Source organism: Stutzerimonas sp. NM35 (assembly GCF_054604355.1).
Window position 1 is genome coordinate 2,224,697 of the sequence record NZ_CM137728.1, and the last position, 24,724, is coordinate 2,249,420.

Genomic DNA, 24,724 nt, shown 5'->3' on the forward strand with positions numbered 1-24,724 from the left:
TCTAAGCAATCTGATGCTCAATGCTGTGCCCGGCAGGGCTTGGAATTATCTTTGGGGCTGGGGCTGGAGCGGCTGCCGTCGGCATGGCCAGGCCGTCTGCGAAGCCAGCAGCAGGCAGGAAAACCACGCGCACTGAAGCGGACAGCACCAGGCAATCTCGGTACGCGCAATGGGATACAGGTGCTGCTTGCGCTATCTGGCTGGCGACGAGAGCCCGTGCGCTCCCCAGGACCAGCCGCCGCTTCCCTCGAACACGCCGGCTGTATCCCGTCTTGAATCATTGCTGCTTCCCTGTGGTCATGGTGTCCTGTGCCCGTCCACCCTGTACGGGCCGTGGGCAATGTAGGGAGTGAGGGCAGCAGTAAGAAGCCCGGCAAAAGGAAAACAGCGTTTCACACAGGGAACGGTCTTGCGCTTGAACAAAAGCAAGATTGGGAGGAATCACGGCAAACAAAGATGCCAAAAGGCCACGGGATTAATCCCTGCTTTTGCCTGGGCGGAAACGCAAGCGCTTCTAAAACAGGCCTATGGGCCTAAAGTCTGAACCTTTCGTCGCACAACGACGGCCCATGCACGTCGGAATAGGGGCACACTTCATCGTTCCAGACATGCAACGGGCAGCAGCATCAACAAACAGCCGGCCTGCGCATGTCGCTCCGGCGCGACCACGACGCAATGGAACGGACGCTAGTAACGCGCCCTCAGCGTCATGCCGAACGTGCGCGGATCGCCCGGCAGGACGCCATAGTCGCCAGCACCGAGCAGCGCATAGACGGCGGTGATGGACTCACTGTCGAACAGGTTGCGCACCCAGGCCTCGACCTCCCAGCGGCGGTCGATACGACGCAACCCCAAACGCAGATGAGTCAGTCCGAAGGCCGGCTGCCAGCTGCCCTCTCCGCCTTCGAGCGTGCCGTAGTAGCCGCTGCGAAAGCTGTAGTCCAGAACCCCGAAAGCCTCATGCCTCGTCGTCAGCGGTTGACGATAATCGAGCCCGGCGCTGGCATTCCACTCGGGCGCGTTATAGAGCCGCTTGCCCCCGAGGTCGCAGACATAGGCGTCACTGCCTGGAGCACAGGGCCCATTGGGGAAGCGCTTGTAGCGCGCATCGCTCCAGGCCGCGCCCAGGCGCAGATCGAGTTGCTCGTGCAGGCGCCACAGCGAATCCAGCTCGACGCCGCGCAGCCGCACCCTGCCCACGTTCAGCAGGTTGTCACGCAACGGCGGCGCCAGGGAATTGGCCGGAGGGCTGTAGGTCAGCGCCTGGTAATCATCGACATCGGTCTGGTAGACGGCAAGGTCCAGGGTGGCGCGCTGGCCCCACAGCCGGGTCTTGAGACCGGCTTCCAGCGAGGTGGCACGTTCCGCGCCGTAGGTTGGCCCCACATGCGTGCCAGTCACGTCGAAGTTGATACCGCCGGCCTTGTGACCACGCGACCAGCTGACATAGCCCAGCATCTGGTCGGTGAAACGGTAGCTGGCGCCCAGCAGACCGGAGAGATTGCTCTCCCCGATGGAGTCACGCCGGTAGTAGCTGCCGCCCAGCGCCACCTGGCGCAGCAGCGGCCCACCGATCTGGGACACCATGTCGGGACCAAGCGGGCGCTCACCCGTAACCTCGCGGGAAATCCAGCCATCCTTGCGCTCACGGGTGTAACGCAGCCCCGCCGTCAGCTCCAGTTGCTCGTAGGGACTCCATGCGAGCTGACCGAACAGGGCGCGGCTGTCGCTCTTCTGCTCGCCGTCGAATGCCTGGGACGTGCCTGCCAGCAGCTCGCTGGGGATTTGCGCAGGATCGGTGATACCCAACAATGCAAGCTCGGGCCTGTCACCCAGGAACCAGGCGGCGGCCTCGTCGCCGAAACGCACGCCGATATCGCGCCCCAGGCGCTGGCGCAGATAATAAAGGCCCAGCACATAATCCAGCTGCTCACTGGCCGCCCCGGACAGCCGGAACTCCTGGCTGAACTGGCTGTGCTCGAGACGGCTGCCTGACCGCGCCACGGCCAGGGCGGTGCCGTCAGCCTCGCGCTGGTCGGTGAAGTCCCAGTCGCGGTAGGCGGTGATACTGGTCAGGCGCAGGTCGTCGCGCATATCCCAGTTGAGTTCGAGGGCGGTTGCGTTCTGTTCCGTGCGTGAGCGGGTCGGTGAATTCTGGCGCACCTCCCGCCGGTAAGGGGCGGACGGTGAAAGGCGATAGCCGACGAAGTCGGCACGCTGCCGGGTCTGGGTGCTGTAGTGGTTGCTCATCAGCACGGGGCCGTGATTTTCCTGCCAGGCGTTCTCGCCGCTCAGGCGTACGCTGAAGCGATCATTGGGCGTCCACAACAGTTGTCCGCGCAGGCCTTGGCTATCCAGATCGTTGAGTGAAGAGCCATCATGCAGGTTGTCCACCTGTCCATCGCGGCCACTGTGAAAAGCGCTCAGGCGGCCCGCCAGCTCGCCCTCCAGCAGCGGCCCTGAAATATTGCCGCGATACTCGCGCGTACCGCGCTCGCCCAGCGTCATCTCGCCCGCCGCCTCGAAAAACGGCGTCGGCGGGCGTGTCACGATATTCACCACCCCGGCACTGGTGTTCTTGCCGAACAGCGTACCCTGGGGGCCGCGTAGCACTTCCACACGCTCTACATCGAGCAGCTCCACGAACGCCATGCCCTGGCGCCCCAGGTAGACGCCATCGACAAAAACCCCAACGCTGCCGTCCAGCCCGTCGTTATAGGCTGTCGCCCCGAAACCACGCAGCCCGAAGCCCGCGTAGCGAGCGCCATGCCCGGACACCACCAGGCCAGGCACCCTTTGCTGGATGTCCTGCAGACGATGCAAACCGGCCTCTTCCAGTGCGTCACCATCCAACACGCTGAGCGCGATGGGCACCTGCTGCGAGACCTCCTCGCGGTGACGCGCGGTGACGGTCATCGCCTCCAGCACCACGCCCTTCTCGCCATCGACACTCGTCGGCTGCTCGGCCAGTGCCTGGGAGCACAGCAGCCAGCCAAGCAGCAGCCAGCCTGTAGGTGGCAAAGCGTGGACGAATTTCAGCATTGCAAGGGATCATCCGCCAGAGAATTGGATTGATTGCTCCGTGCTCTCTGGATAAGCGCATCGACACAGGCCAGCAGCTCGCCACTGGCAGCCGGCTTGAGCAATGCGGCATCGAAATCCAGCTCCGTCGCCGTGTCCCGCGGGCGTAACGCGGGGGCGGCGGAAAGCAGCAGAACGGGCATCTTCGGCCAGTGTTCGCGCACGTTCTGCAGCAGTTCCCAACCGTCCATTTCCGGCATCATCTGATCGGTGATCAGCAGATCCACCGGCTGGCTCCGCAGACAGGCCAGGGCGTACAGGCCATCCTCCGCGGTCTCTACCTCGAAGCCGTAACCCGACAGCAGATCATCGAGCCATTCGCGGTTCTGCTCCATGTCATCGACCAGCAGCACGCGCCGCCCGGCGCCCTCGACCTGCACGGCATGGGTTTCGATGAAGGTCGTGTCCATGTCCTCCTCTGCTGCGAGCTGGAGCTGGAGTTGAAAGCTGAAGCGGCTGCCGCATGGTTCGAGGCGTTCCAGTTCGAGTTCGCTCGCCATATGACCAAGCAATTGGCTGACGATGGACAGCCCCAGCCCGCTACCATCGTAGCGCTCGACGTCGTTCCCGCGCTGGAAGGGCCGCAACAGACGCTCGCGCTCGCTCGGATCGATGCCGATACCGGTATCGCTGATGCAAAACTGCAGGCGCACCTGTTGCTCATCGCGGCTCATGCAGCTCACTTTCAGGCTCAAGGTGCCGTCGTGGGTGAACTTGGCGGCGTTGGACAGCAGATTGATCAGAACCTGGCGAAGCCGGCGGAAATCGGCTCGCACCAGCAAGGGCAGGTCCTCGGCAATCTCACTCTCGAAGCGGTTGTTCTGCCTGTCGGCGAGAAAGCCGGCCTCTCCTTCTATCTCGCGCAGGAAGCCATACAGGTAACCGGGCGCAATGATCAGCTCCAGCGGCTGCATCTCGCTGCGCGAGAACTCCAGCAGCTCGTCGATCAGCTCCAGTTGATGCCGCGCATTGCGCTCGATCTTCTGGCCGAAGCCACCGTCGCCGGAAGCACCTTGCGAACGTCCCGCATAGTCGATGATGCTCACCAGAGGCGAGCGCAGGTCATGGCTGATCCGGGCCATCAAGGCACTGCGAGCCTGCAGCGACTCGCGCAACTGGCCGGTGCGCAACGCCACCATGCTTTCCAGGCGCTCCTGTTCGGCCTTGCGCTGTTGATCCAGAGCGGTCAGGGCATGCTTTTCGCGACGGCGGCTGCGGCTGACCTCGATGACCAGGGTGCAGACCAGCAACAGCACGCCAGGCAAGGTCGATGACAGGCTGAGGAAGTTCTGCCGCGATTGCCAGGGCAGCACATGCCCCAGAGGCAGCACATAACGCACCAGAAACTGCAGCAGGTACAGCCCAGGCACCAGCCAGACCATCCAGTTGTAGGTGAGCCCGCGCCGCCAACCCGCCAACAGGGTAGCCGGCAGGAGCAGGTAAAGGGCTATGCGCATGGACAATTCGGCAAAGGGCCTGCCCTGCTCCGGCTCCACCAGCCCCCACAACTGCCCGGCTACATAACTGAGCATGAACAGCGTGAACAGCCGGCCCCAGATATCGGGCAGTTGGCGAACCTTGAGCAACACGCGCAGATAGCCAAGAACGCACAACAACGATACGCCGCCGAGCAGCAGCTGCAGCAACTGAGCCCAGGGCAGCAACTGCGGCAAAAAGATCAGATAGCCATTCACGGCACAGGTGTAGAGGATATAGCTGAGCACTGCACCGGCATGCACCACCAACAGCCGCGAACGCACAATCCTGCCGACGATCAGACTGAAGGGCACGACCAAAAGCACGATGCCCAGGGCGATGCCGTCGATCATGGAGGCCCACTGGCGCTCCTGCAACAAGACCAGCTCATCCCAGAGCATCGGTTGCAGAAGCAGCAGAGTACTGCTCACTACCCGGACCAGAACCGTGGTGCTTTCGTGCGCGGGGAGTTCCAGCGGGAAAATCGGGTGACGCTCGGCTATCGCCCAATCCTTCAGGGCATGAGCGCTACCAGCCCGCTGCACAAGCCAGCCATCACCCTGCAGGACATACACCCGGACATCTTCCAGGCGCGGCTCACCGACCGTCAGCCAGCGCAGACAGGCCCGTTCATCCTTGTTGTGCAGTTCGAAACGCAGCCAGAACGCCGAACTGCTGTATTCCCTGAGCAGATTCTCGCGTGTCGCCGCCTGAAAATGCCGCTCAGGCATGGCCAGTACCTGGTCCGCGGCCAGGCTTCTGCCAGGGTCTTCGAGGATCTGCAGGCGAGGCGCGAGATCCTGCTCGGGTACCCGACAGTCATTCGCGGCCAGTGCCGTGGCGGCGCCCAGCAAAGCGAGAATGGTTACGGCGATACGCCAGATGACACCAGGCCAGACCCGCTTCAATGCCATCCCCTACAGCCTGTCGGACTGCTCCCGTGCCTGCTGACGGAACTGGCTCGGGGTCATGCCCAGGCGCTCACGGAAGGCGGTGGTGAAGTTGCAGGCGCTGCGAAAGCCCACCAACACGGAAATATCCTGAATCTCCATTTCGCTGTCGGCCAGCAGTTCCTGTCCACGTCGCAGGCGGGCTTCGCGAACATAGGCGAAGACCGTCATGCCCAGGCGCTCACGAAAAATGCTCGACAGGCGCTTGTCATAGGTACCTACCTTGCGCGCTATCTCGGCCAGGGATGGCAGCTCGTCCAGGTGCTGGCCGATCAAGCGCATGGCGGCGCGCAGGATCATCTGCTCGGCATCCGGCACCTCGTTGACCACTCCAGCGGGCGCCGGCGTCTCGCGCCACGCCAGTTGCAGGTGGATGCGGATACGCGCCAGCACTTCTTCGGGTGCGCAGGACTTCAGCACGTAATCGACACCGCCCAGCGACAACCCCTCCAGACGTTCATCCACCGCCCCGGCGGAGGTCAGAAAAATGATCGGTACCTGCCGGGTAACCGGAGCCTCGCGCAGCAGTCGCGCCAGGGTGAAACCGTCCATGTCCGGCATTCTCACATCCAGCAGGATCAGGTCGGGACGCAGTGCCAGGGCGCGCTGGTAGCCCTGCCTGGCTTCACTGGCGATCGATAATCGCCAGGACTGCACACGCAACAGCGCCAGCAATGAACGGATATCTTCGGTGGTGTCGTCGATAACCAGAATATGCGGGGCATGATCAACGGGCGGGATGCAATCTCGCATCAATCTGAAGCTCCTATGCCCACCCAATGGTTAGTGGCTGTTCTTTTATTCATGCTAATCCCTTCAAGCAAACACGATATCCGCCCGGGCAAAAGCTTCGCTGGCAAGGGGGCAACAAGATAGCGCAATCAAAACAGGGAAGACATGATGAGCCGCTCCTCCCCGGACAACACAGTGTTGCACAGGCGACAAACGAAAGCAGCGATCCAGGCTGATACCTTGAGTGAGCTTTACTGGCTCATCCAGGTCATCGAAGCCGGCAGCTTCTCGGCTGCTGCCGAGCGTACAGGGGTCGCAAAATCGAGTCTGAGCCGCCACGTCAAGCAACTGGAAACACGCCTGGGTGTTCAGCTGCTCTACCGGAGTACCCGCGCATTCAGCGTGACCACGATCGGCAATCAAATCTACCGTCACGCACTCGACATGCTGGCGGCCGCAGAAGCTGCCGAAGCCGAAGCCCAGGAAAGCAACGGTACGCCAAGCGGGCTCATTCAAATGGCAGCCCCAGGCATACTCGGTAACTGGCTGCTCGGCCTGCTTACTGGCTTTCAGGCCTGCCATCCCAATGTGCGCTTTGCCCTGACGGCAAAGGATGCGCTTATCGAGCTGAGCTCACACAGCCTGGACCTGTCCCTGAGCCTGGATGAAGCGCCTGCGGACAGCAGCGAAATCGTCGCCCGGCCCCTGGCCAGCCTGCAAAACGTGATCGTCGGCTGCCCGGCACTACTCGACCGCCTCGACAACCCGCGCACCCTCGACAAACTGGAAGACAGCGCCCTGCTCGCCTTGGGCCCACCCCAGGCGTTGCGTCCGTGGCGACTGTCTGACACACAGCGCATATTGCAGGCTCCCGCGTTCAGCGCGCAAAGCCTGCAGACGCTGCGTGAAGCGGCCAAGGCCGGAATCGGCCTGGCCTGCCTGCCATTGAATACATGCCTCGAAGAACTTGCGACGGGCGCGCTACGAATCACCTGCGCAGAAGAAGCACTCCAGCCTGCCACGCTCTATGCATTGACTCCGTCATCGCGGGCCATAACACGGACCACACGCAGCTTTATCCAGCATATCCGCAGCACCATCACCGACCAGCCATGGCAAGGGATCAGCTCTCTCTAGCCGCCACGCATCGGCGGCGTGCGTCATTTCACTGCCAGCACGCGGCAAACTGAACAGCAGGCCAAAGCACCGCTACAGGCCCAGCCATAAAAAAACCGCTTCCCTTGCAGGGAAGCGGTTTTTTCTATTCACGACAGTAGGGCCATCAACAAAAGCGTTCGAAAGGCCACCCGCCTGGATTACTGCCCAGAGGCTTCTTCGGCAGCTTCCGGCTCGACTTCTTCTACCGGCGCCCGGGTTTCGTCGCCCTTGATGCCCAGCAGTTCCAGCTCGAACACCAGCACGGAGTTCGCCGGAATCAGCGGGCTCGGGCTCTGCTCGCCATAGGCCAGCTCGCTCGGAATGTACAGTTTGTACTTCTCGCCGACATGCATCAGCTGCAAGCCTTCGACCCAACCCGGAATCACGCCGCCGACCGGCAGGTCGATCGGGCTGCCACGCTTGATCGAGCTGTCGAAGACGGTGCCGTCGACCAGGCTGCCTTCATAGTGAACGGTAACCACATCCTCAGCGGTCGGCTGAGCACCATCGGCCTGTTTGATGACTTCGTACTGCAGGCCGGATTCGGTGGTTTTCACACCGTCACGCTTGGCATTGTCTTCAAGAAATTTCGCGCCTGCCGCTACTGCTTCCTGGTTCATCTCGAGCATGCGCTCTTCGGCGCGAGTCTGCAGGTAGGCAAAGGCCTCCATCAACTCCTCATCGGTCAGTTTCTGCTCCTGCTTGGTCAGGGCATCGTCGATACCCTGCGCAACAGCGGCTGAATCGAGATCATCCATCCCTTCCTGCGCCAGGCTCTTGCCCATGTTCAGGCCGATGCCGTAGGACGCTTTCTGCGCCGGCGTGTCCAGCTTGACGCCGGGAGCGCTGGTATCGCTGTCGCAACCCGCCAGGACCAGGCCCACCAGGGCAATCGCCGGGGCCAAACGCTGATATCTCATGCTGTTTCCTTAATAACGCTGAAAGGGATGATGCAAAAAACAGTCGTCGAGCTTAGCAGGCGGGCACAATCACTGGCTACAGCCCTACACTCAGCCTGTGCTCGAAACAACGCGCATCGGTGACCTGCATCACCACCTCGGCGCGCCATACGTTGCGAGCCCGTTCAAGCCCTGACCCTTGCCGGACTGCCGAATGCCGTGCAGCCGGCAGGAATATCGCGCGTGACCACGCTACCGGCACCGATCAGCGCGTCGTCACCAATGCTCACGCCCGGCAGGATGATCGCTCCGCCACCGATCCAGACATTGCGCCCGATATCGATGGGGCGCCCGAACTCGAGCCCGGATTCACGCTGCGCCGCATCGCGCGGATGGTCGGCGGTGAGTATCTGCACACCAGGGCCGACCTGGGTCCTGTCACCGATGGTCACCGCGACGACATCGAGAATCACACAATTGAAATTGAGGAATACACCTTCGCCCAGGCGAATATTGAAGCCGTAATCGCAATGGAATGGCGGACGGATATTGACCCCCTGCCCGACCGCTGCGAGACGCTCGACCAGTAGCGCATGCCGCTCCTCCACCGACCACGCAAGAGCAGCGTTGTAACGGGCCAGCCAGTGCAGGGCTGCCGTCATGTCAGCCTGCAACTCGGCATCGGAGGCGTCGTAGAGATCGCCTGCCAGCATCTTCTGTTTTTCCGTTCGAGACATTTTCGCCAGCCTTTTTGCAGACATGTCGTCTTTCGGACAGCGCAAAGCGAAATTCGCTGCCGACAAAAAGTCAGCCGAATAAATTCGGCTCTACGATGGAGACGCTTGTGTGGGAAATCGACGGTCTGATCAGAGCAGGAGCAATCGCCAGGGCGCAGCGGAAGAATTCCAGACGCAGAAAAACGAAAAGCGGCCAATGGCCGCTTTTCGTGTAGCTCCAGGGCGTTCAGTGGACCCATGAAGCGAATTTGGCGCAGCGGACGGGACTCGAACCCGCGACCCCCGGCGTGACAGGCCGGTATTCTAACCGACTGAACTACCGCTGCGCTAAACCTCGAGAGTGGTGGGTGATGACGGGATCGAACCGCCGACCCTCTGCTTGTAAGGCAGATGCTCTCCCGGCTGAGCTAATCACCCATTCAGTGCATTCGCTTGTTTGCGTTTGCTCTCGAAGTGGGGCGCATTCTAGAGAGGGTTCCGCACCTTGGCAAGCCCCTTTTGCAAAAAAAATTGCAGGAGTTCCAAAGACTTAGGAACCCCACTGTTTATAGGAAAAACTGTGTTCTCTATCGGTATTGATGCGCTGCAGGCTTGGCCTGGGGTCCCGCTGGGGGAATAATGCGCGCTTTGCTTTTACCGGAGTTTCAAAACGCCATGTGGTTTCGCAACCTGCTCGTCTACCGTCTCACCCAGGATGTTTCTTTCGATGCCGAGACACTTGAAGCTGCACTGGCTGCCAAACCCGCTCGCCCCTGCGCCAGCCAGGAGCTGAGCACCTATGGTTTCGTCGCCCCGCTGGGCAAGGGTGCGGACGCGCCGCTGGTGCATGCCAGCCAGGGCTTCCTGCTGATCTCCACGCGCAAGGAAGAGCGCATCCTGCCCGGCAGCGTGGTCAAGGACGCGCTCAAGGAAAAGGTCGACGAGATCGAAAACGAGCAAATGCGCAAGGTCTACAAGAAGGAACGCGACCAGCTCAAGGACGACATCATCCAGGCCTTCCTGCCGCGCGCCTTCATTCGCAAGTCCGGCACCTTCGCCGCCATCGCGCCGCAGCAGGGACTGATTCTGGTTGATTCTTCCAGCCCCAAGCGCGCCGAAGACCTGCTCTCGACCCTGCGCGAAGCCATCGGCTCGCTGCCAGTGCGCCCGCTGACCGTGAAGATCGCACCATCGGCAACCCTGACCGACTGGGTGAAAACCCAGAAAGCCGCCGACGATTTCTTCGTGCTCGATGAGTGCGAGCTGCGCGACACCCATGAAGATGGCGGCGTGGTGCGCTGCAAGCGTCAGGACCTGACCAGCGACGAGATCCAGCAACACCTGGAAGTCGGCAAGCAGGTCACCCAGCTGTCGCTGGCCTGGCAGGACAAGCTGTCATTCGTGCTGGACGACAAGATGGTGATCAAGCGCCTTCGCTTCGAGGAGCTGCTACAGGATCAGGCCGAACAGGACGGTGGCGACGACGACCTCGGCCAGCAGGACGCCAGCTTCCTGCTGATGATGCTGACCTTCGGCGAATTCCTGCCAGCGCTGTTCGAAGCGCTCGGAGGCGAAGAGATTCCGCAAGGCATCTGACCGTTTGACCAAGCCGAATAAATTCGGCTCTACAGCTCACTCACGCGCCGTAGAGCTGAACTTGTTCGGCCGCTTGTGTGCTCTGCTGGCCGAATGAATTCGACCCTGCGAGCACCCGCCGCGGCTTGCCCAATTCGGGCCGATGTGGACAATAAGCCGCTGTGAGGACGACCTCACCGCTCTTCGAGCGCTCCGCCAGGGGACGGCCCCAACGTTCCTTGTTGGAGTCTTTATGTCCTGGATCATCCTGTTTTTTGCCGGCCTGTTCGAAATCGGCTGGGCCGTCGGTCTGAAATACACCGAAGGTTTTACCCGCCCGCTACCCACCAGCCTGACCATTGCAGCAATGGCGATCAGCGTGGGGCTGCTCGGCCTGGCCATGAAATCCCTGCCGCTGGGCACCGCCTATGCGATCTGGACCGGCATCGGCGCGGTTGGCACCGTGATCGCCGGGATCATCCTGTTCGGCGAATCGGTGAATCTGTTCCGCCTCGGTAGCGTGTTGCTGATCTGTACCGGTCTGATCGGACTGAAGCTCAGCCACTGACCGTTCGGCGCCCCTTCCATCATGGTTCGGGCGCCGCATCCCGATTGCCACTGAGCCACAGTCGGAAGCGCTGCAGGAATTCCGGCACCGAAGTGAAGATCCAGCCAGTCACCAGCACATTGAGCAGAGCCACAGTCAGGAATAGCTGCGGGATCGACAGCCCGGCCACTGTCAGCAGCAGAATGGCAAAGATCGCCGACACCACCATGAACAGCGCATTGAGGATATTGTTCGCTGCCACCACGCGGGAGCGCTCCTGGCGGGCGGTGCGCGCCTGAATCAGCGCATAGAGCGGTACGATATAGAGCCCGCCAAAAACGCCGAGGCCAAGAATATCCACCAGCACCCAACGTACTCCGGGCTCGGCCAGCAGCATCAGCCAGTCGCGGGTTTCATTGGCCGACAGCACGCTCGCGGCATGCCACCAGAGCAGAATGCCGAACGCTGTCAGCCCGATGGAACCGAAAGGCACCAGCCCCATCTCCACTCGATGTCTGGAAAGACGCTCGCAGAGCAGCGACCCCAGCGCAATGCCCACCGAGAACACCGCCAGGATCAGCGTCACCACGCCCTCGTCGCCCTGCAGCAGGTCGCGGGCGAACGCCGGAATCTGTGTCAGATAGACCGCGCCGAGAAACCAGAACCAGGAATTGCCGATCATCGCCCGCGAGACGGCACGCTGCTGGCCCAGCCCCAGACGCATGATCCGCACCGATTGCCGCCCGATATTCCAGTCCAGGCGCAGGCTCGCCAATGCAGCCGTGGATGACGGAATCGCACGGCTGGCCAGGTAGCCGATGCTCGCCAGCAGCACCACCGCCAGCGAGACCAGCAGCGCGTAAGCGCCATGGCTCATCAACAGCCCGGCCATGATGGTGCCACCGAGAATCGCCAGAAAAGTGCCCATTTCAACCAGCGCATTACCGCCCACCAGTTCATCGGCACGCAATTGCTGCGGCAGGATCGAGTACTTCACCGGCCCGAACAACGCCGATTGTGTGCCCATGCAGAACAACACCACCAGCAATAGCGGCAGACTGCCCAGCAGCATGCCGAGCGCTCCCGCCAGCATGATCAGGATCTCGGCGAACTTGATCCGGCGAATCAGCCAAGCCTTCTCGTACTTCTCGCCAAACTGCCCACCCAGTGCGGAAAACAGGAAGAACGGCAGGATGAACAACAGCGCGCACAGGTTCACCAGCAGGTGGACATCGGCGGTAGTTCCAAGCTTGTAGAGGATGGCCAGCACCAGGGCCTGCTTGAACACATTGTCGTTGAAGGCACCGAGCAGCTGCGTCACGAAAAACGGCAGGAAGCGCCGCGTGCCGAGCAGTGCGAACTGGGAATGCTGGCTCATCGCACCTCTCCAGCGTGGCGCTCGAAGACAGCGTTCACAACGGCAACTGCCCGAACGCCCAGCGCAGCAGGAAGAACGCCAGCAGACCACCGGCGATGGTCGCCAGCAGATTGCGGCTCAGCGCCGCGATCAGGATCGCCAGCAGGCCGGCCAGCAGGTAGGCATTGTTCCAGCGCAGCGCCCATTCCCCTTCGGGCATCAGCATGGCGGGCACCACGATGGCGGTCAGCACGGCGACGGGCACGTAATGCAGCCCCTGCTCCGCCAGTCGTGGAAAGCGCAGGTTCGGCCAGGCGAAGAAGCTGTAGCGAATCAGGAAGGTGATCGCCAGCATGCCGAATATCAACAGCCAGATCAGCATCGCTGCGCCTCCTGTTGCACACGGCGCTCGGCCAGACGCTCAAGCCAGACTCCGACGACGATCCCCGCCAGCGCTGCGGCGATCAGTCCCAGCTTGTACGGCAGTTCCCAGGTCAGCAGCGCGACACCACCGGCCACCAGTGCCGAGGCCACTTGTGGCGAGGTGCGCATCATCGGTACGGCGATGCCGATAAAGGTCGCGATCATCGCGAAATCCAGGCCCCAGCTCGCCACATCCGGCACCGCCTGACCGAAACCGATGCCGATCAACGTTGCCAGTTGCCAGCTGAGGTACATGGTCAGCGCCGCGCCAAGGAAGAACCAGTGCTTGTGCGGCGAGGCATCATCACGGGCATAGCGATGCTGGATCACGGCGAAGGCCTCGTCGGTCAGCCAGAACGCCAGGGGAACTCGCCAGCGGCTCGGCAGGTGCCGCACGAACGGCTGCAACGCCGCGCTGTAGAGCGCATGGCGCAGGTTGACCACGAAGGTTGTCAGCAGCACCACCGCCGCGCCGACACCGCCGCTGATCAGGGTGACCGCGATGAACTGCGCCGAGCCGGCGAATACCAGCAGCGACATGCCCATGGTCTGCCAGCCGGACAGCCCGGCACCGATGGCCAAAGTGCCGAAGATGATGCCGAAGGGCACGCCGCCGATGATCAGCGGCAGGATGTCGCGGCAACCATGCAGGAACTCTTGCGAGCGGGTCATCGGTTTCCTTGGGACAAATAACGCAACGGCACGTCCAGCGCACCGTCGCTGCAGTTGGAGATGAGGAAGCATGAAGCGGAGTCATGACAGAATCGAGGTAGACCTTAACTCAAATGCGGGTCTGTTGGCGCGGTCCGGAGCGTCTGGACCTCGTCCCGCCAGCACGAGGTCGCCAGGCACTTAGTGATTTGACGCACATTCTTCCCGAAGCCTCTGGAGCGGGACTTCCGCCGACTCCAAGGTCACCGCCCAACCTTATTCGACGTTGGTCGCAGCCTCGGTTCGGACGTCTCTTTTACTGCGAAAATTTGCCCATACCTCTACCAATAAGCGGCAGCGTCGAGTGATCTGAAAGCTGTCGAACCTGAGTCGCCGCTCCCGAAGGGATGATCCGGTCAGCACCCATCAACCCTGGGCCAAACGGCTACCGGGCCGGTGGCTCTGCTTTAATGACCGCTACCCAGGCGTCGCAGGTCTCGATGAATTCTTCATTGCGACGCCCGCACATCCTTGCTGTCTGGAGTCTGCATGTCGTTGTCCGGTGGGCTGATCGCACTGGTCGCCTTCGCCTATATGGCCCTTCTGTTTGCCATCGCCTTCTATGGCGACCGCAATCGCGACCAGATGTCGCCGCGCCTGCGCCCCTGGGTCTACAGCCTGTCGCTGGCCGTCTGGTGCACCAGCTGGACCTTCTTCGGCGCGGTCGGGCAGGCTGCCGAACAGCTCTGGTCGTTCCTGCCGATCTATCTGGGCCCGATCCTGCTGATGCTGCTGGCGCCTCATGTGTTCCAGAAGATGATCATGATCAGCAAGCAGGAGAACATCACCTCGATTGCCGACTTCATCGCCGCGCGCTACGGCAAGTCGCAACTGCTGGCCATCGTGGTGACGCTGATCTGTCTGGTGGGCGTGCTGCCCTATATCGCCCTGCAGCTCAAGGGCATCGTGCTGGGCGTGAACCTGTTGATCGGCAATGACGGCGAGGCCGTCGCCGGCTCCGGCACCCAGGACACCGCGCTGATCGTGTCCGTGGTCCTGGCCCTGTTCACCGTGCTGTTCGGTACGCGCAACCTGGACGTGACCGAGCACCATCGCGGCATGGTTCTGGCGATCGCCTTCGAGTCACTGGTCAAGCTGCTGGCCTTCATGGCCGTCGGGGCCTTCGTCACCTTCGGCCTGTATGACGGCTTTGGCGACCTGTTCAACCAGGCCCATGCCAGTGCGGAGCTGTCGAGCTTCTGGGAAGTCACGGTGAACTGGCCGGCGATGGTGGTGCAAACCGGCGTGGCGATGATGGCCATCGTCTGCCTGCCACGGCAGTTTCACGTCACCGTGGTGGAGAACATCGAGCCGAAGGACTTTCGCATGGCGCGCTGGGTATTCCCACTGTACCTGGTGCTTGCCGTGGTGTTCGTCATCCCTATCGCGCTGGCCGGACAGATGCTGCTGCCGGCGGGCATCAGCCCCGACTCCTTCGTGATCAGCCTGCCGCTGGCCGAGAGCCATCCGGCTCTGGCGATGCTGGCTTTCATTGGTGGCGCCTCGGCGGCAACCGGCATGGTCATCGTCGCCAGCGTGGCCCTGTCCACCATGGTCTCCAACGACATGCTGCTGCCCTGGCTGTTACGCCGCAAGGAAGCCGAGCAGCCCTTCGAGGCGTTCCGCCACTGGATGCTCTCGGTACGGCGCATCAGCATCGTCACGATACTGCTGCTGGCCTATGTCAGCTATCGCCTGCTGGACTCCAGCGCGAGCCTGGCGACCATCGGCCAGATCGCCTTCGCCGCCTTGACCCAGCTGGCGCCAGCCATGGTCGGCGCGCTGTACTGGAAACAGGCCAACCGTCGCGGCGTGTTCGCCGGCCTCACCGCCGGCGCACTGATCTGGTGCTATACGCTGATTCTGCCGCTGCTTGGCTGGCCGCTGGAAATGTTCCCCGGCCTGCAGTGGCTGTACACCACCGATCTGCCTTTCGGCACCAGCGCACTGACGTTCGGTGTAACCCTGTCGCTGGTCGGCAACGCCACCCTGTTCTTCTGGGTCTCGATCTTCTCGCAGACCCGCGTCGCGGAGCATTGGCAAGCCAGCCGCTTCATCGGCCAGGAAATTCATCCTGCCGCCAGCTCGCGGCGCCTGCTCGCGGTACAGGTCGAAGACCTGCTGCAACTGGCCGCGCGCTTCGTCGGCGCGGAGCGTGCGCGAACCAGTTTCTACCGTTTCGCCCGTCGCCACGGCCAGGAGTTTTCCCCCAAGCAACCGGCTGATGGCCAGTGGATTGCCCATACCGAACGGCTGCTGGCCGGCGTGCTCGGCGCCTCCTCCACCCGCGCGGTGGTCAAGGCCGCGCTGGAAGGCCGCGACATGCAGGTCGACGACGTGGTACGGATCGTCGGCGAAGCTTCGGAAGTGCTGCAGTTCAACCGCGCCCTGCTGCAGGGCGCCATCGAGAACATCACCCAGGGCATCAGCGTGGTCGATCAGTCGCTGCGGCTGGTGGCCTGGAACCATCGCTACCTGGAAATGTTCGAGTACCCGGACGGCCTGGTCTACATCGGCAGACCGATTGCCGACGTGATCCGTTACAACGCCGAGCGTGGGCTGTGCGGCCCCGGCAACCCGGACACCCATGTCGCCAAGCGGCTGTACTGGATGCGCCAGGGTCGCGCGCACACCTCGGAACGGATGTTTCCCAATGGCCGGGTGGTGGAGCTGGTGGGCAACCCGATGCCGGGTGGCGGCTTCGTCATGAGTTTCAGTGACATCACCGCCTACCGCGAGGCCGAACGCGCACTCAAGGATGCCAACGAAGGGCTGGAGCAGCGCGTCAGCGAGCGAACCCAGGAACTCTCCGAGCTGAACCAGGCGCTGACCGCGGCCAAGAGCACCGCCGAGGCCGCCAGCCAGTCGAAGACGCGCTTTCTCGCGGCGGTCAGCCATGACCTGATGCAGCCACTCAATGCCGCGCGCCTGTTCTCCGCCGCGCTGTCGCACCAGCACGATGCCCTGCCGCGTGAGGCGCAGGAGCTGGTCCGTCACCTGGACAGCTCACTACGTTCGGCCGAGGACCTGATCTCCGACCTGCTGGATATTTCGCGCCTGGAAAATGGCCGCATCACGCCTGAACGCAACCCGTTCCCGCTGGCCACCCTGTTCGACACCCTGAGCACCGAGTTCACCGTACTGGCCGCCGAGCAGGGCGTCGATTTCAAGGTGCACGGCAGCCGCTTGCGCGTCGACAGCGACATTCGCCTGCTGCGCCGGGTGCTGCAGAACTTCCTCACCAACGCCTTCCGCTATGCCAAGGGCCGGGTGGTGCTCGGCGTGCGCCGCCAGGGTTCGTCACTGCGCCTGGAGGTCTGGGATCGCGGCCCCGGCATCGCCAGGGACAAGCTGCGGGTGATCTTCGAGGAGTTCAAGCGCCTGGACAGCCACCAGACCCGCGCCGAAAAAGGTCTGGGGCTGGGACTGGCGATCGCCGACGGCTTCTGCCAGGTGCTCGACCATCCGCTGTCGGTGCGCTCCTGGCTCGGCAAGGGCAGTGTCTTCAGCGTGACCGTGCCGATTGCCGCCAATGTGCTGAAGCAGCACAGCAGCATCAGGATCGAGCCGCAGCAAACCGCGCTGACTGGCGTGCAGGTGCTGTGCATCGACAACGAGGACAGCATCCTGATCGGCATGCGCAGCCTGTTGTCACGCTGGGGCTGCCAGGTCTGGACCGCCAGCAACCGTGCCGAATGCGAGGCCCTGCTCAAGGAGGACGTGCGCCCGCAACTGGTGCTGGTCGACTATCACCTGGATCACGGCGAAACCGGCTCGGAGCTGATGGCCTGGCTGCGCACCCGTCTCGGCGAGCCGGTGCCTGGCGTGGTGATCAGTGCCGATGGGCGTCCCGAGCTGATCGCCGCCGTTCATGCCTCCGGCCTGGACTTCCTCGCCAAACCGGTCAAACCGGCGGCGCTGCGAGCGCTGATGAGCCGCCACGTACCGCTGCATTGAGAACTGGCCCCTCAAGACCGGCTTCGCAAGGAGCCCGCTTGCCCCCGCACCGGCAAGCGGGCTCCTAAGAGAGCGTGGCATTGCTTGACCTGAGCCGTATCTGAGCCAGGCATGACGGTTAGACTACCTATCCACCATCATCGATGCTCTGCACACCCATGACTCTAGAGCTGTTGTTGGACCTCGCCACCGCCTTGGGGGTTGGCCTGCTGATCGGAACAGAGCGCAGCTGGAGCGGTCGCGGCAACAGCGGCGAAGAGCTGGCCGGGCTGCGTACCTTCGGTCTCAGCGGGCTCTTCGGCGGATTGGCAGCGCTGAGCGCCGGGCATTTCGGCACGGCAGCCTGGATCGCGATGTTCATCGTACTGGCGCTGCTGGTGATCGCCGGTTACGTGGTCGAGGCACGCTACAACGCCGACCACGGCATGACCACCGAAGTGGCGCTGCTGCTGACCTTCCTCCTCGGCAGCCTGGCGCTCAGCGAAAGCCGTCTCCTGGCAGCCTCCATCGCCGTTGTCGTGGCCCTGCTATTGAGCCTCAAGACACATCTGCATGGCGCGCTGCGCAAGCTTAATGAGGCCGAACTCGGCGGCGCGCTGAAACTGCTGTTCATTTCCGTGGTGTTGCTGCCGGCGCTGCCCAACCAGGGCTATGGTCCCTGGCAGGCCTTCAACCCCTATACCACCTGGTGGATGGTGGTGCTGATCGCCGGGATCGGCTTCGCCGCCTATGTCGCCATCCGCCTGCTGGGCACCCGACATGGCCTGCTGGTCACAGCGCTGCTCGGCGGCATCGTCTCTTCCACAGCCATGACCATGAGCCTCGCGCGCCTGGATTCGGCCAAACTGCGTCCAGCGCTGGCCGCCGGCCTGCTGGCGACCTCGGCATTGATGTTTCCACGGGTGCTGCTGGAAGTCGGGCTGATCAACCGAGCATTGCTGCCGGCGCTGATCGCACCACTGCTGACAGCCGGGCTGGTCTATGCCGCCGGTGCGCTGTTCTACTACCTGCGAGCCGCCCAGCAGCCCGAGAGCACAACCGAGCCACCGTTGAAGAACCCCTTCGAGCTCGGTCCGGCCATGCGCTTCGCCGCCCTGCTGGTACTGATCCTGTTTCTGGTCGAAGGCGCCCAGCGCGGGCTCGGCGATATCGGGATCTATCTGGTTTCGCTGGTATCCGGGCTGACCGATGTGGATGCCATCACGCTGTCGCTGGCCAACAGCGCCCACACCGACCTGAGCGAGCAGGTCGCGGTGCGCGGCATATTTCTCGCCGCGCTGAGCAACAGCCTGGTCAAGGCAGTGCTGATTGCTTTCATTGCCGGTCGCAGCATGGCGCTGCTGACACTGCCCTTCATGGCCGGTGGTTTACTCGCCGGGTTCGCCGTGCTGTCACTGGCAGGCCGTTGAAAAACTACCTGCGTTGGCAATACTGCGTTAAAAACAGGCTCGGCAAGCCGCTTGCGGCTAACGCGCTTCAGCGCGGCCCGAAGGGCGAACGAAGTGAGTCATGCTCATTCAGGCCACTAAACTCGTACGCGAGCCCGGTCCGTTCCTCGCCTGTTTTGACTCGCTAGGCTCGCCCTTCAGGCCAGCCTTCGGCTGTTACTCCCGTTGGTCGTTGCGCCTTGGCTTGCCTGCCTCGGCTCGGGCTTCCTGCTTCGCCCTACCTCCTGCATCCCTGCAGTCGTCGCCTACATTTTTCAACGGCCTGCTGGCCTGAGTCAGCCCGCATTGTCCTGCGTCGACTCGGCGCCGGCGCGCTCCAGCCAGTCAGCGGGCAGACGCTTGCTGGCCCGGGCGCCGAGCAGCTTGAGCTGTTCGGCGCGACCGATCAGGTTGCCGCGCCCATCGGTAAGCTTGTTGCGCGCCCCCAGGTAGGCCCTGTCCAGTTGCTGCAGGCGGCTGCCAATCTCATCCAGATCCTGAATGAAGGCGACGAACTTGTCGTACAGGGCGCCGGCCCGCTCGGCGATTTCGCGGGCATTCTGGCTCTGTCGCTCCTGACGCCAGAGGCTGTCGATCACCCGCAGCGTCGCCAATAGCGTGGTCGGGCTGACGATCACGATGTGCTTGCCATAGGCCTCCTGAAACAGCTCGGGATCGGCCTGCAACGCCGCCGCGAAAGCCGCCTCGATGGGCACGAAGAGCAGCACGAAATCCAGGCTTTGAAGACCATCCAGACGCTGATAGTCCTTCAGCGAGAGCCCCTTCAGATGATTGCGCAACGACAGCACATGCTGCCTGAGCGCCTGTGCGCGGCTGTCTTCGTCCTCGGCGCTGGTCAGCATCTGGTAGGCGGTCAGGCTGACCTTGGCATCCACCACCACCTGCTTGTCGCCCGGCAACTGGATCAGCACGTCAGGCTGAAAACGCTCGCCATCGGCACTCTTCAGGCTGACCTGGGTGTGGTATTCACGTCCCTTTTCCAGCCCGGCATGCTCCAGTACGCGTTCAAGAATCAACTCGCCCCAGTTGCCTTGGGTTTTCTGCCCCTGCAGAGCACGGGTCAGGTTGGTCGCCTCGTCCCCCAGGCGCTGGTTGAGCTGTTGCAGCCGCTCCAGCTCACGCGCCAGGGAAAAACGCTCGCGGGCCTCGTGCTGATAGCTTTCCTCGACCCGCTTCTCGAACGACTGGATGCGCTCTTTCAGCGGGTCGAGCAATTGTCCCAGGCGCTCGTGACTGGTCTCGGCGAAGCGCTGTTCACGCTCTTCGAAGATCTTGCCGGCCAGCTCGGCGAACTGCGCCCGCAACTCGTCGCGGGCGCCCTGAAGATCCTCCAGGCGCTGCTGATGGGCTTTTTGCTGCTCATTCAATTCGGCACTGACACTGGCATGGGCCGCACTCAGCGTACGCAGTTCGGCCCGCTGGGCATCACGTTCGGCCTGCAAATCGTCGAGGCTTTCGCGGCTTTCCAGACGCTGCCTCTGCAGCCACTCGTTCTCCCGCCGCAGGGCTGCCAGCTCGGCCTGCAGCCCGGCGCGAGACTCCATGAAGTCGGCCTGTTCCAAGTGGCTGGCTTCCAGCTGTGCGCTGAGCCCCTCCTGAGTCAGGGCAGCCTGGTTCAGGCGTTCGTCGAGCAAGGCGAGTTGCGCCTGACGCTGGGCCAGGCGATGTTGCAGCACGCCCGCGAGTACAGCCAATGCAAGACAAAGGGAAGCAAGCCCGGCAAGCAGATAGGAAGGATCGAGAGACATGGGCGCTCCGGCGAAAATTGCCGGGCAGTATAGCCGTCAGGCTATGGCCCGGCGTGCCGGGTTGCGTCTGTATATGCCAGGTTAATACCTTCATGATCGCCGGATTACGCCTTCGGCTAAACCGACCTACGAATTGGACCTAGCAAGTCGAGGGCCATTCTGTCTTTTAACGGTCAAAAGGCGAAGCAGATCGCATAAAAAATTAATCCACAGAAGTTGTGGATAACTCTGTGAACAAAGCGGTAACAGTTTGCCCCAGCACCGATGGTTACAGGCCTGAGGTTAAACTGGCGGTTTTTTCACCAATGAAAAAAAGCTTTATTTTTCAATCAGTTATTATCGATCTATGCTGCAGCGCGGTTTGCGACTCTTTGTAATAAGCGCTTGACAAGGGCGCCGCCACGAATGTGCACAAGTTTGGAGCAAAAGACGCAGAACGCCCGTGGCAGGCGCGTTCGCGGTCGCTGCACGGAACTTTCCGGTCATCAGCCACTCGGCTGCAGGCAATGAGCAGACGGATCGCAACACCGCATCGGCCAGCTTATGCTGTGGCGGTATCGACTACGGAAAAGGCCATGGCCAAGCGGCGCACCACCCTCCTCCTGGCTGTCTCAGCCATGCTTGTATTTCTGCTCGGTATCGGTATCTATGCCGGATATCAGTGGCAGGCGTTCAAGCGCGAACAGGGCATCGTTGCACTCGAATTCCATGGCTGGCGGCTGTCGACGGATGGCCTTTTTCTGCAACACATCAGCCTGACTCGACAGACCGCCGAGGAGCGGCTGGTGCTGAATATCGACGGTCTGCAGCTACGCCTCGACGCCTGGTGGCGACCATTGCCACTGCGTTCACTGACTATCGACCACCTCCAGGCAGACTGGCAACCTGAAGCGCACCCGGATCAGCACATCGACGACGACACGCCGCTGAGCCTGCCCGGGCCTCGGCAACTGGAGCGCTGGGTCGTCTGGATTCCCCGCCAGGGTCATGTCGCCTCTCTCGATTTCAGCCTGCCCTGCACCAGCGGCACCTGCCGCGAGCAGGGCCAGTTGCACTGGCAACATGCCGGCGAGCAACCATTGCCAGCTGAAACGCGCCTGCAATTGCGGCGCAACAGCCACGATCTCGTGCTGCTGGCCAACGCCTACGAAGAAGGCGCCGACACTCATCTGGACCTGCAGCTGCAACTCGACGGCCAGCAACGCCTGAGCCTGCTCAACAGATTGACGCCCCATGCCGACAACACCCTCTGGAACGGCACCCTGGCCATGAGTGAACTGCCGGAAGCCCCCTGGCTACTGGAGTGGCTGAGTGACTGGCTGGCTTACCAACCGCCGACACTTCCCGAGCTGCCCCAGCAGATGCGTATCGGCGCGGCCTGGGCGCTCCAGCTCGCCCCATCGAATCTGCCCGACACCTGGAAAAGCCTGGATGGTGACCTGCGACTGTCCGCCCATCTCCCCATGCCCTGGCCTGTACCCGCCATCGGCCAGTTACAGGGTCAACTCGACCTGACGGCCAGGGCCGAGCGCGGGGTCTGGCTACCCACCGAGCTGGCCGCGAACCTGCAACTGGAACCCATCGCCGACCTGCTCGCGGCGCTGCCGCTACCGCTGCGCCCGCACCGGCTCGGTCTTGTGGCGACACCCGGTCCGGCACGGGAATCCTCTTCGACACTGCCATTGCAGATACAACTCCAGGCCGAAGGCCCGGCGCCGGCCACGTTGCACGCGCAGCTACTGCTCGATAGCGCGGCGCCCTATGGGCTGGCTGTCGAACAGGGCCGGCTGCGGCTGCAAGGCAAGAACCTGCCTGAGCTGGGCGCGAAGGGGCTGACAGTGGATCTGCGTTTCAACGGCCAGGCATCGCCGCAAGCCGCGACCCTTGGGCTGACCGAAGGTTCGCGAATCACCCTCGACAGCCTGGCCAGCGGCCCTGAGCTGTCAGCAGAAAAACTGAGCCTGCGGCTGGCGGGCATCAATATCGAGGCAAACCTTGCCGACCAGCAACTGCGGGTCAATGGCGCGCCACTGATCGAAACGGGTCTGCTGCGCCAGCCATCGCTGCGCCCCCAGGGCTGGCGCTGGAGCCCGACCCTGAACGGCGACCCGCAACGAATCACCCTCGACGGACCGCTCACGAACGATGCCGGTCTGTCCCTGACGCTGGCGCTCCGGCATACCTGGGCGGATACCACGACCCGCCTCGACGCCAGGCTCCCGGAGCTGTTTCTGCGTGCCGGCAACCCGTTCGCCGCCACCCTGGCCGACTGGCCGCAGACGCTGGAACTCAATACCGGGCGCATGCAGGCCCAGGCGCGCATCGAACTGGCCGGCGACGCACCGCCCAACGCCACGGCCACGCTCGATGCCAGGGGCCTGGGCGGCATCTTCGACCGCGCCGAGGTGAGCGGTCTGGACAGCGCGCTCAGGCTCAGCCTGCAACGCAACCGGCTGCGCCTTGAAATACCCGAACTGAAGGTGCAGCAGGCCAACCCCGGCTTCAGCTTCGGGCCATTGCTGTTGCGCGGTGAGTACACCGGGGATATCCAGCAACTTCAGCAGGGTCGCCTCGCCTGGAGCATTGCCGACGTCCAGGTGATGGGCGGCAGGCTCTGGCTGGATCCCGGCGCTGCCGACCTGGCCGCCGGCGAACAGCGCCTGAGCGCCCATTTGCGCGGTTTGCAGCTGCCGTTACTGCTTGACGCCTACCCCACCGAAGGTCTGTCCGGTACGGGGGTGATCGACGGCGAGTTGCAATTGCAACGCAGCGAGCAGGGCCTGAGTATCGAACAGGGCTCGCTGCAGGCACGCGAACCCGGCGGCATCCTGCGCTTTCGCTCGGCCAGGATTCAGGCGCTGGGGCAATCCAACCCGGCGATGCGGCTGGTCACCGAGGCCCTAGACGACTTCCACTACGACCTGCTCACCAGCGACGTGCGTTACGCCAGCAACGGCACGCTGAACCTCGGACTGCGGCTGCACGGGCGCAACCCGGCACTCGAAGGCGGTCGCCCGGTCAACCTATCGGTCAATCTGGAGGAAGACATTCCGGCCTTGCTGACCAGCCTGCAATTATCCGATCGTGTCAGCGAAACCATCCAACGACGTGTGCAGGAGCGCCTCAGACCAGGCCATCAAGAAACACAGTAGTTTTTCGACGGCCTGTTAAGGCACTGTAGCGACACCCACAAAGGAGAAAGCAATCATGCGCTTGCGCTATCCAATCAGCATCCTGGCGCTGGCTCTGCTGTCCAGCGCCTGCACCCCGAGGGTGGAACTGGCGGTGCCCAACGAGCCGATCAACATCAACCTCAACGTGAAGATCGAGCACGAGATCTATATCCGGGTCGACAAGCAGCTCGACGCCATCATCAACGAAGACAGCGGTCTGTTCTGAACCGTTCCTAAAGGAAGTGCCATGAAAACCTATCTGAAATTCGGCTCTCTGCTTGTGGCGCTGTGCCTGGCGCTGCCTGTCGCGGCCATGTCCCTCAACGAAGCCATGTCCGCGCTGGGCCAGGCCAAGGCCAGCGGCCAGCTGGGCGAAAAACCGGACGGTTATCTGGGCGTGGTGCAGCCCGGCGGCCAGGCCGAAGCCATCGCCAGCCAGATCAACCAGGCGCGGCGTGCCGAATATCACCGTGTGGCGCAGAAGAACGGCATCAGTGTCAGCGACGTGGAAGCCATCGCCGGCAAGAAGGCCATCGAGAAAACGCCAGCCGGGCAGATCATCCAGCTCAATGGGAACTGGGTGAAGAAGTAGCCCGGCGGTTATGCGGGACTATGCCGGCCAGGCGTTTCCGACCCGGCTGTTTGACGCCGCCCCGGCATGGCTTCATGCCCTTCGCGACTGAAGCCGTTCCCACACTGACTGATGTCCATGGGATCGGCTTCAGCCCCGAAGCTTTTCCGTGAGGGTCGCACGCAGGCGAATGAATCCGACG

17 protein-coding genes and 2 tRNA genes are annotated in these 24,724 nt (G+C 62.7%); 8 read left to right on the forward strand and 11 right to left on the reverse strand.

Annotated elements, in window-relative coordinates; genetic code table 11:
- Positions 1-687: 687 nt before the first annotated feature.
- The 3 genes from ACYCFC_RS10380 to ACYCFC_RS10390 are packed head-to-tail and all read right to left on the reverse strand — an operon-like array spanning position 688 to position 6,260.
- Positions 688-3,042: a TonB-dependent receptor gene (locus ACYCFC_RS10380; RefSeq protein ID WP_459653925.1), complete on the reverse strand. Its 2,355-nt coding sequence runs from the start codon at positions 3,040-3,042 to the stop codon at positions 688-690.
- The gene (locus ACYCFC_RS10385; protein ID WP_459653926.1) at positions 3,036-5,471 is read right to left on the reverse strand and encodes a hybrid sensor histidine kinase/response regulator; all 2,436 of its coding nucleotides are present in this window, start codon (positions 5,469-5,471) and stop codon (positions 3,036-3,038) included. Before ACYCFC_RS10385 ends, ACYCFC_RS10380 begins: the two co-directional genes overlap by 7 nt.
- A 3-nt stretch (positions 5,472-5,474) precedes the next feature.
- Positions 5,475-6,260, reverse strand: a complete 786-nt coding sequence (locus ACYCFC_RS10390) for a response regulator (RefSeq protein WP_459653927.1) — start codon at positions 6,258-6,260, stop codon at positions 5,475-5,477.
- A 219-nt stretch (positions 6,261-6,479) separates the two neighbouring features.
- On the opposite strand from ACYCFC_RS10390, the gene ACYCFC_RS10395 reads away from it, so the two are divergent.
- A complete protein-coding gene (locus ACYCFC_RS10395) occupies positions 6,480-7,376 on the forward strand; it encodes a LysR substrate-binding domain-containing protein (protein ID WP_459653928.1) in 897 nt (298 codons plus the stop codon).
- A gap of 179 nt (positions 7,377-7,555) precedes the next feature.
- Here ACYCFC_RS10395 and ACYCFC_RS10400 read toward each other — a convergent pair whose 3' ends face one another.
- The 4 genes from ACYCFC_RS10400 to ACYCFC_RS10415 all read right to left on the reverse strand — a co-directional run bounded on the left by ACYCFC_RS10400 (position 7,556) and on the right by ACYCFC_RS10415 (position 9,450).
- Positions 7,556-8,317 carry an FKBP-type peptidyl-prolyl cis-trans isomerase gene (locus tag ACYCFC_RS10400; RefSeq protein ID WP_459653929.1) on the reverse strand — a complete coding sequence of 254 codons (762 nt, stop codon included), beginning with the start codon at positions 8,315-8,317 and terminating at the stop codon, positions 7,556-7,558.
- Positions 8,318-8,481: 164 nt separating this feature from the next.
- The gene (locus ACYCFC_RS10405) at positions 8,482-9,033 is read right to left on the reverse strand and encodes a sugar O-acetyltransferase (protein WP_459653930.1); all 552 of its coding nucleotides are present in this window, start codon (positions 9,031-9,033) and stop codon (positions 8,482-8,484) included.
- Between the two features lie 249 nt (positions 9,034-9,282).
- Positions 9,283-9,359, reverse strand: a tRNA-Asp gene (locus ACYCFC_RS10410).
- A gap of 15 nt (positions 9,360-9,374) precedes the next feature.
- A tRNA-Val gene (locus tag ACYCFC_RS10415) sits at positions 9,375-9,450 on the reverse strand.
- Positions 9,451-9,687: 237 nt separating this feature from the next.
- Between ACYCFC_RS10415 and rdgC the strand changes: the two genes are divergently transcribed.
- Together rdgC and sugE are read left to right on the forward strand one after the other, a co-directional pair.
- Positions 9,688-10,608, forward strand: coding sequence for a recombination-associated protein RdgC (rdgC, locus tag ACYCFC_RS10420; protein ID WP_181085892.1), 921 nt, complete (start codon positions 9,688-9,690; stop codon positions 10,606-10,608).
- A 232-nt stretch (positions 10,609-10,840) separates the two neighbouring features.
- Positions 10,841-11,155: a quaternary ammonium compound efflux SMR transporter SugE gene (gene sugE, locus ACYCFC_RS10425; RefSeq protein WP_181085808.1), complete on the forward strand. Its 315-nt coding sequence runs from the start codon at positions 10,841-10,843 to the stop codon at positions 11,153-11,155.
- 19 nt (positions 11,156-11,174) lie between these two features.
- Here the strand turns inward: sugE and ACYCFC_RS10430 are convergent, their stop codons facing one another.
- Genes ACYCFC_RS10430 through ACYCFC_RS10440 form a run of 3 tightly spaced genes read right to left on the reverse strand, consistent with a single transcriptional unit; the run spans position 11,175 to position 13,586 of the window.
- A complete protein-coding gene (locus ACYCFC_RS10430; protein WP_459653931.1) occupies positions 11,175-12,512 on the reverse strand; it encodes an MFS transporter in 1,338 nt (445 codons plus the stop codon).
- A gap of 34 nt (positions 12,513-12,546) precedes the next feature.
- Positions 12,547-12,873 carry an AzlD domain-containing protein gene (locus tag ACYCFC_RS10435; RefSeq protein ID WP_181085812.1) on the reverse strand — a complete coding sequence of 109 codons (327 nt, stop codon included), beginning with the start codon at positions 12,871-12,873 and terminating at the stop codon, positions 12,547-12,549.
- The gene (locus tag ACYCFC_RS10440) at positions 12,867-13,586 is read right to left on the reverse strand and encodes an AzlC family ABC transporter permease (protein ID WP_181085814.1); all 720 of its coding nucleotides are present in this window, start codon (positions 13,584-13,586) and stop codon (positions 12,867-12,869) included. The genes ACYCFC_RS10435 and ACYCFC_RS10440 overlap by 7 nt, the downstream gene beginning before the upstream one ends.
- A 528-nt stretch (positions 13,587-14,114) precedes the next feature.
- Between ACYCFC_RS10440 and ACYCFC_RS10445 the strand changes: the two genes are divergently transcribed.
- Together ACYCFC_RS10445 and ACYCFC_RS10450 are read left to right on the forward strand one after the other, a co-directional pair.
- Positions 14,115-17,582 (forward strand): hybrid sensor histidine kinase/response regulator, encoded by a 3,468-nt coding sequence (locus ACYCFC_RS10445; RefSeq protein ID WP_459653932.1) that lies wholly within the window; start codon positions 14,115-14,117, stop codon positions 17,580-17,582.
- A gap of 158 nt (positions 17,583-17,740) precedes the next feature.
- On the forward strand, positions 17,741-18,991 hold the full coding sequence (locus ACYCFC_RS10450) for an MgtC/SapB family protein (protein ID WP_459653933.1): 1,251 nt from the start codon (positions 17,741-17,743) through the stop codon (positions 18,989-18,991).
- A gap of 314 nt (positions 18,992-19,305) precedes the next feature.
- On the opposite strand, the gene ACYCFC_RS10455 is transcribed toward ACYCFC_RS10450, so the two are convergent.
- Positions 19,306-20,778, reverse strand: coding sequence for a DNA recombination protein RmuC (locus tag ACYCFC_RS10455; RefSeq protein ID WP_459653934.1), 1,473 nt, complete (start codon positions 20,776-20,778; stop codon positions 19,306-19,308).
- Positions 20,779-21,353: 575 nt separating this feature from the next.
- Between ACYCFC_RS10455 and ACYCFC_RS10460 the strand changes: the two genes are divergently transcribed.
- Genes ACYCFC_RS10460 through ACYCFC_RS10470 form a run of 3 tightly spaced genes read left to right on the forward strand, consistent with a single transcriptional unit; the run spans position 21,354 to position 24,543 of the window.
- A complete protein-coding gene (locus tag ACYCFC_RS10460; protein ID WP_459653935.1) occupies positions 21,354-23,930 on the forward strand; it encodes an intermembrane phospholipid transport protein YdbH family protein in 2,577 nt (858 codons plus the stop codon).
- Between the two features lie 55 nt (positions 23,931-23,985).
- A complete protein-coding gene (locus tag ACYCFC_RS10465) occupies positions 23,986-24,177 on the forward strand; it encodes a YnbE family lipoprotein (RefSeq protein WP_181085819.1) in 192 nt (63 codons plus the stop codon).
- Between the two features lie 21 nt (positions 24,178-24,198).
- Positions 24,199-24,543, forward strand: a complete 345-nt coding sequence (locus tag ACYCFC_RS10470; protein WP_181085821.1) for a YdbL family probable chaperone protein — start codon at positions 24,199-24,201, stop codon at positions 24,541-24,543.
- Positions 24,544-24,724 lie beyond the last annotated feature (181 nt).

Coding starts and splice junctions, on each gene's coding strand:
- ACYCFC_RS10380 (WP_459653925.1), bottom strand. CDS start 3,042: ATGCTGAAATTCGTCCACGCTTTGCCACCTACAGGCTGGCTGCTGCTT.
- ACYCFC_RS10385 (WP_459653926.1), bottom strand. CDS start 5,471: ATGGCATTGAAGCGGGTCTGGCCTGGTGTCATCTGGCGTATCGCCGTA.
- ACYCFC_RS10390 (WP_459653927.1), bottom strand. CDS start 6,260: ATGCGAGATTGCATCCCGCCCGTTGATCATGCCCCGCATATTCTGGTT.
- ACYCFC_RS10400 (WP_459653929.1), bottom strand. CDS start 8,317: ATGAGATATCAGCGTTTGGCCCCGGCGATTGCCCTGGTGGGCCTGGTC.
- ACYCFC_RS10405 (WP_459653930.1), bottom strand. CDS start 9,033: ATGTCTCGAACGGAAAAACAGAAGATGCTGGCAGGCGATCTCTACGAC.
- rdgC (WP_181085892.1), top strand. CDS start 9,688: ATGTGGTTTCGCAACCTGCTCGTCTACCGTCTCACCCAGGATGTTTCT.
- sugE (WP_181085808.1), top strand. CDS start 10,841: ATGTCCTGGATCATCCTGTTTTTTGCCGGCCTGTTCGAAATCGGCTGG.
- ACYCFC_RS10430 (WP_459653931.1), bottom strand. CDS start 12,512: ATGAGCCAGCATTCCCAGTTCGCACTGCTCGGCACGCGGCGCTTCCTG.
- ACYCFC_RS10435 (WP_181085812.1), bottom strand. CDS start 12,873: ATGCTGATCTGGCTGTTGATATTCGGCATGCTGGCGATCACCTTCCTG.
- ACYCFC_RS10440 (WP_181085814.1), bottom strand. CDS start 13,586: ATGACCCGCTCGCAAGAGTTCCTGCATGGTTGCCGCGACATCCTGCCG.
- ACYCFC_RS10445 (WP_459653932.1), top strand. CDS start 14,115: ATGTCGTTGTCCGGTGGGCTGATCGCACTGGTCGCCTTCGCCTATATG.
- ACYCFC_RS10450 (WP_459653933.1), top strand. CDS start 17,741: ATGACTCTAGAGCTGTTGTTGGACCTCGCCACCGCCTTGGGGGTTGGC.
- ACYCFC_RS10455 (WP_459653934.1), bottom strand. CDS start 20,778: ATGTCTCTCGATCCTTCCTATCTGCTTGCCGGGCTTGCTTCCCTTTGT.
- ACYCFC_RS10460 (WP_459653935.1), top strand. CDS start 21,354: ATGGCCAAGCGGCGCACCACCCTCCTCCTGGCTGTCTCAGCCATGCTT.
- ACYCFC_RS10465 (WP_181085819.1), top strand. CDS start 23,986: ATGCGCTTGCGCTATCCAATCAGCATCCTGGCGCTGGCTCTGCTGTCC.
- ACYCFC_RS10470 (WP_181085821.1), top strand. CDS start 24,199: ATGAAAACCTATCTGAAATTCGGCTCTCTGCTTGTGGCGCTGTGCCTG.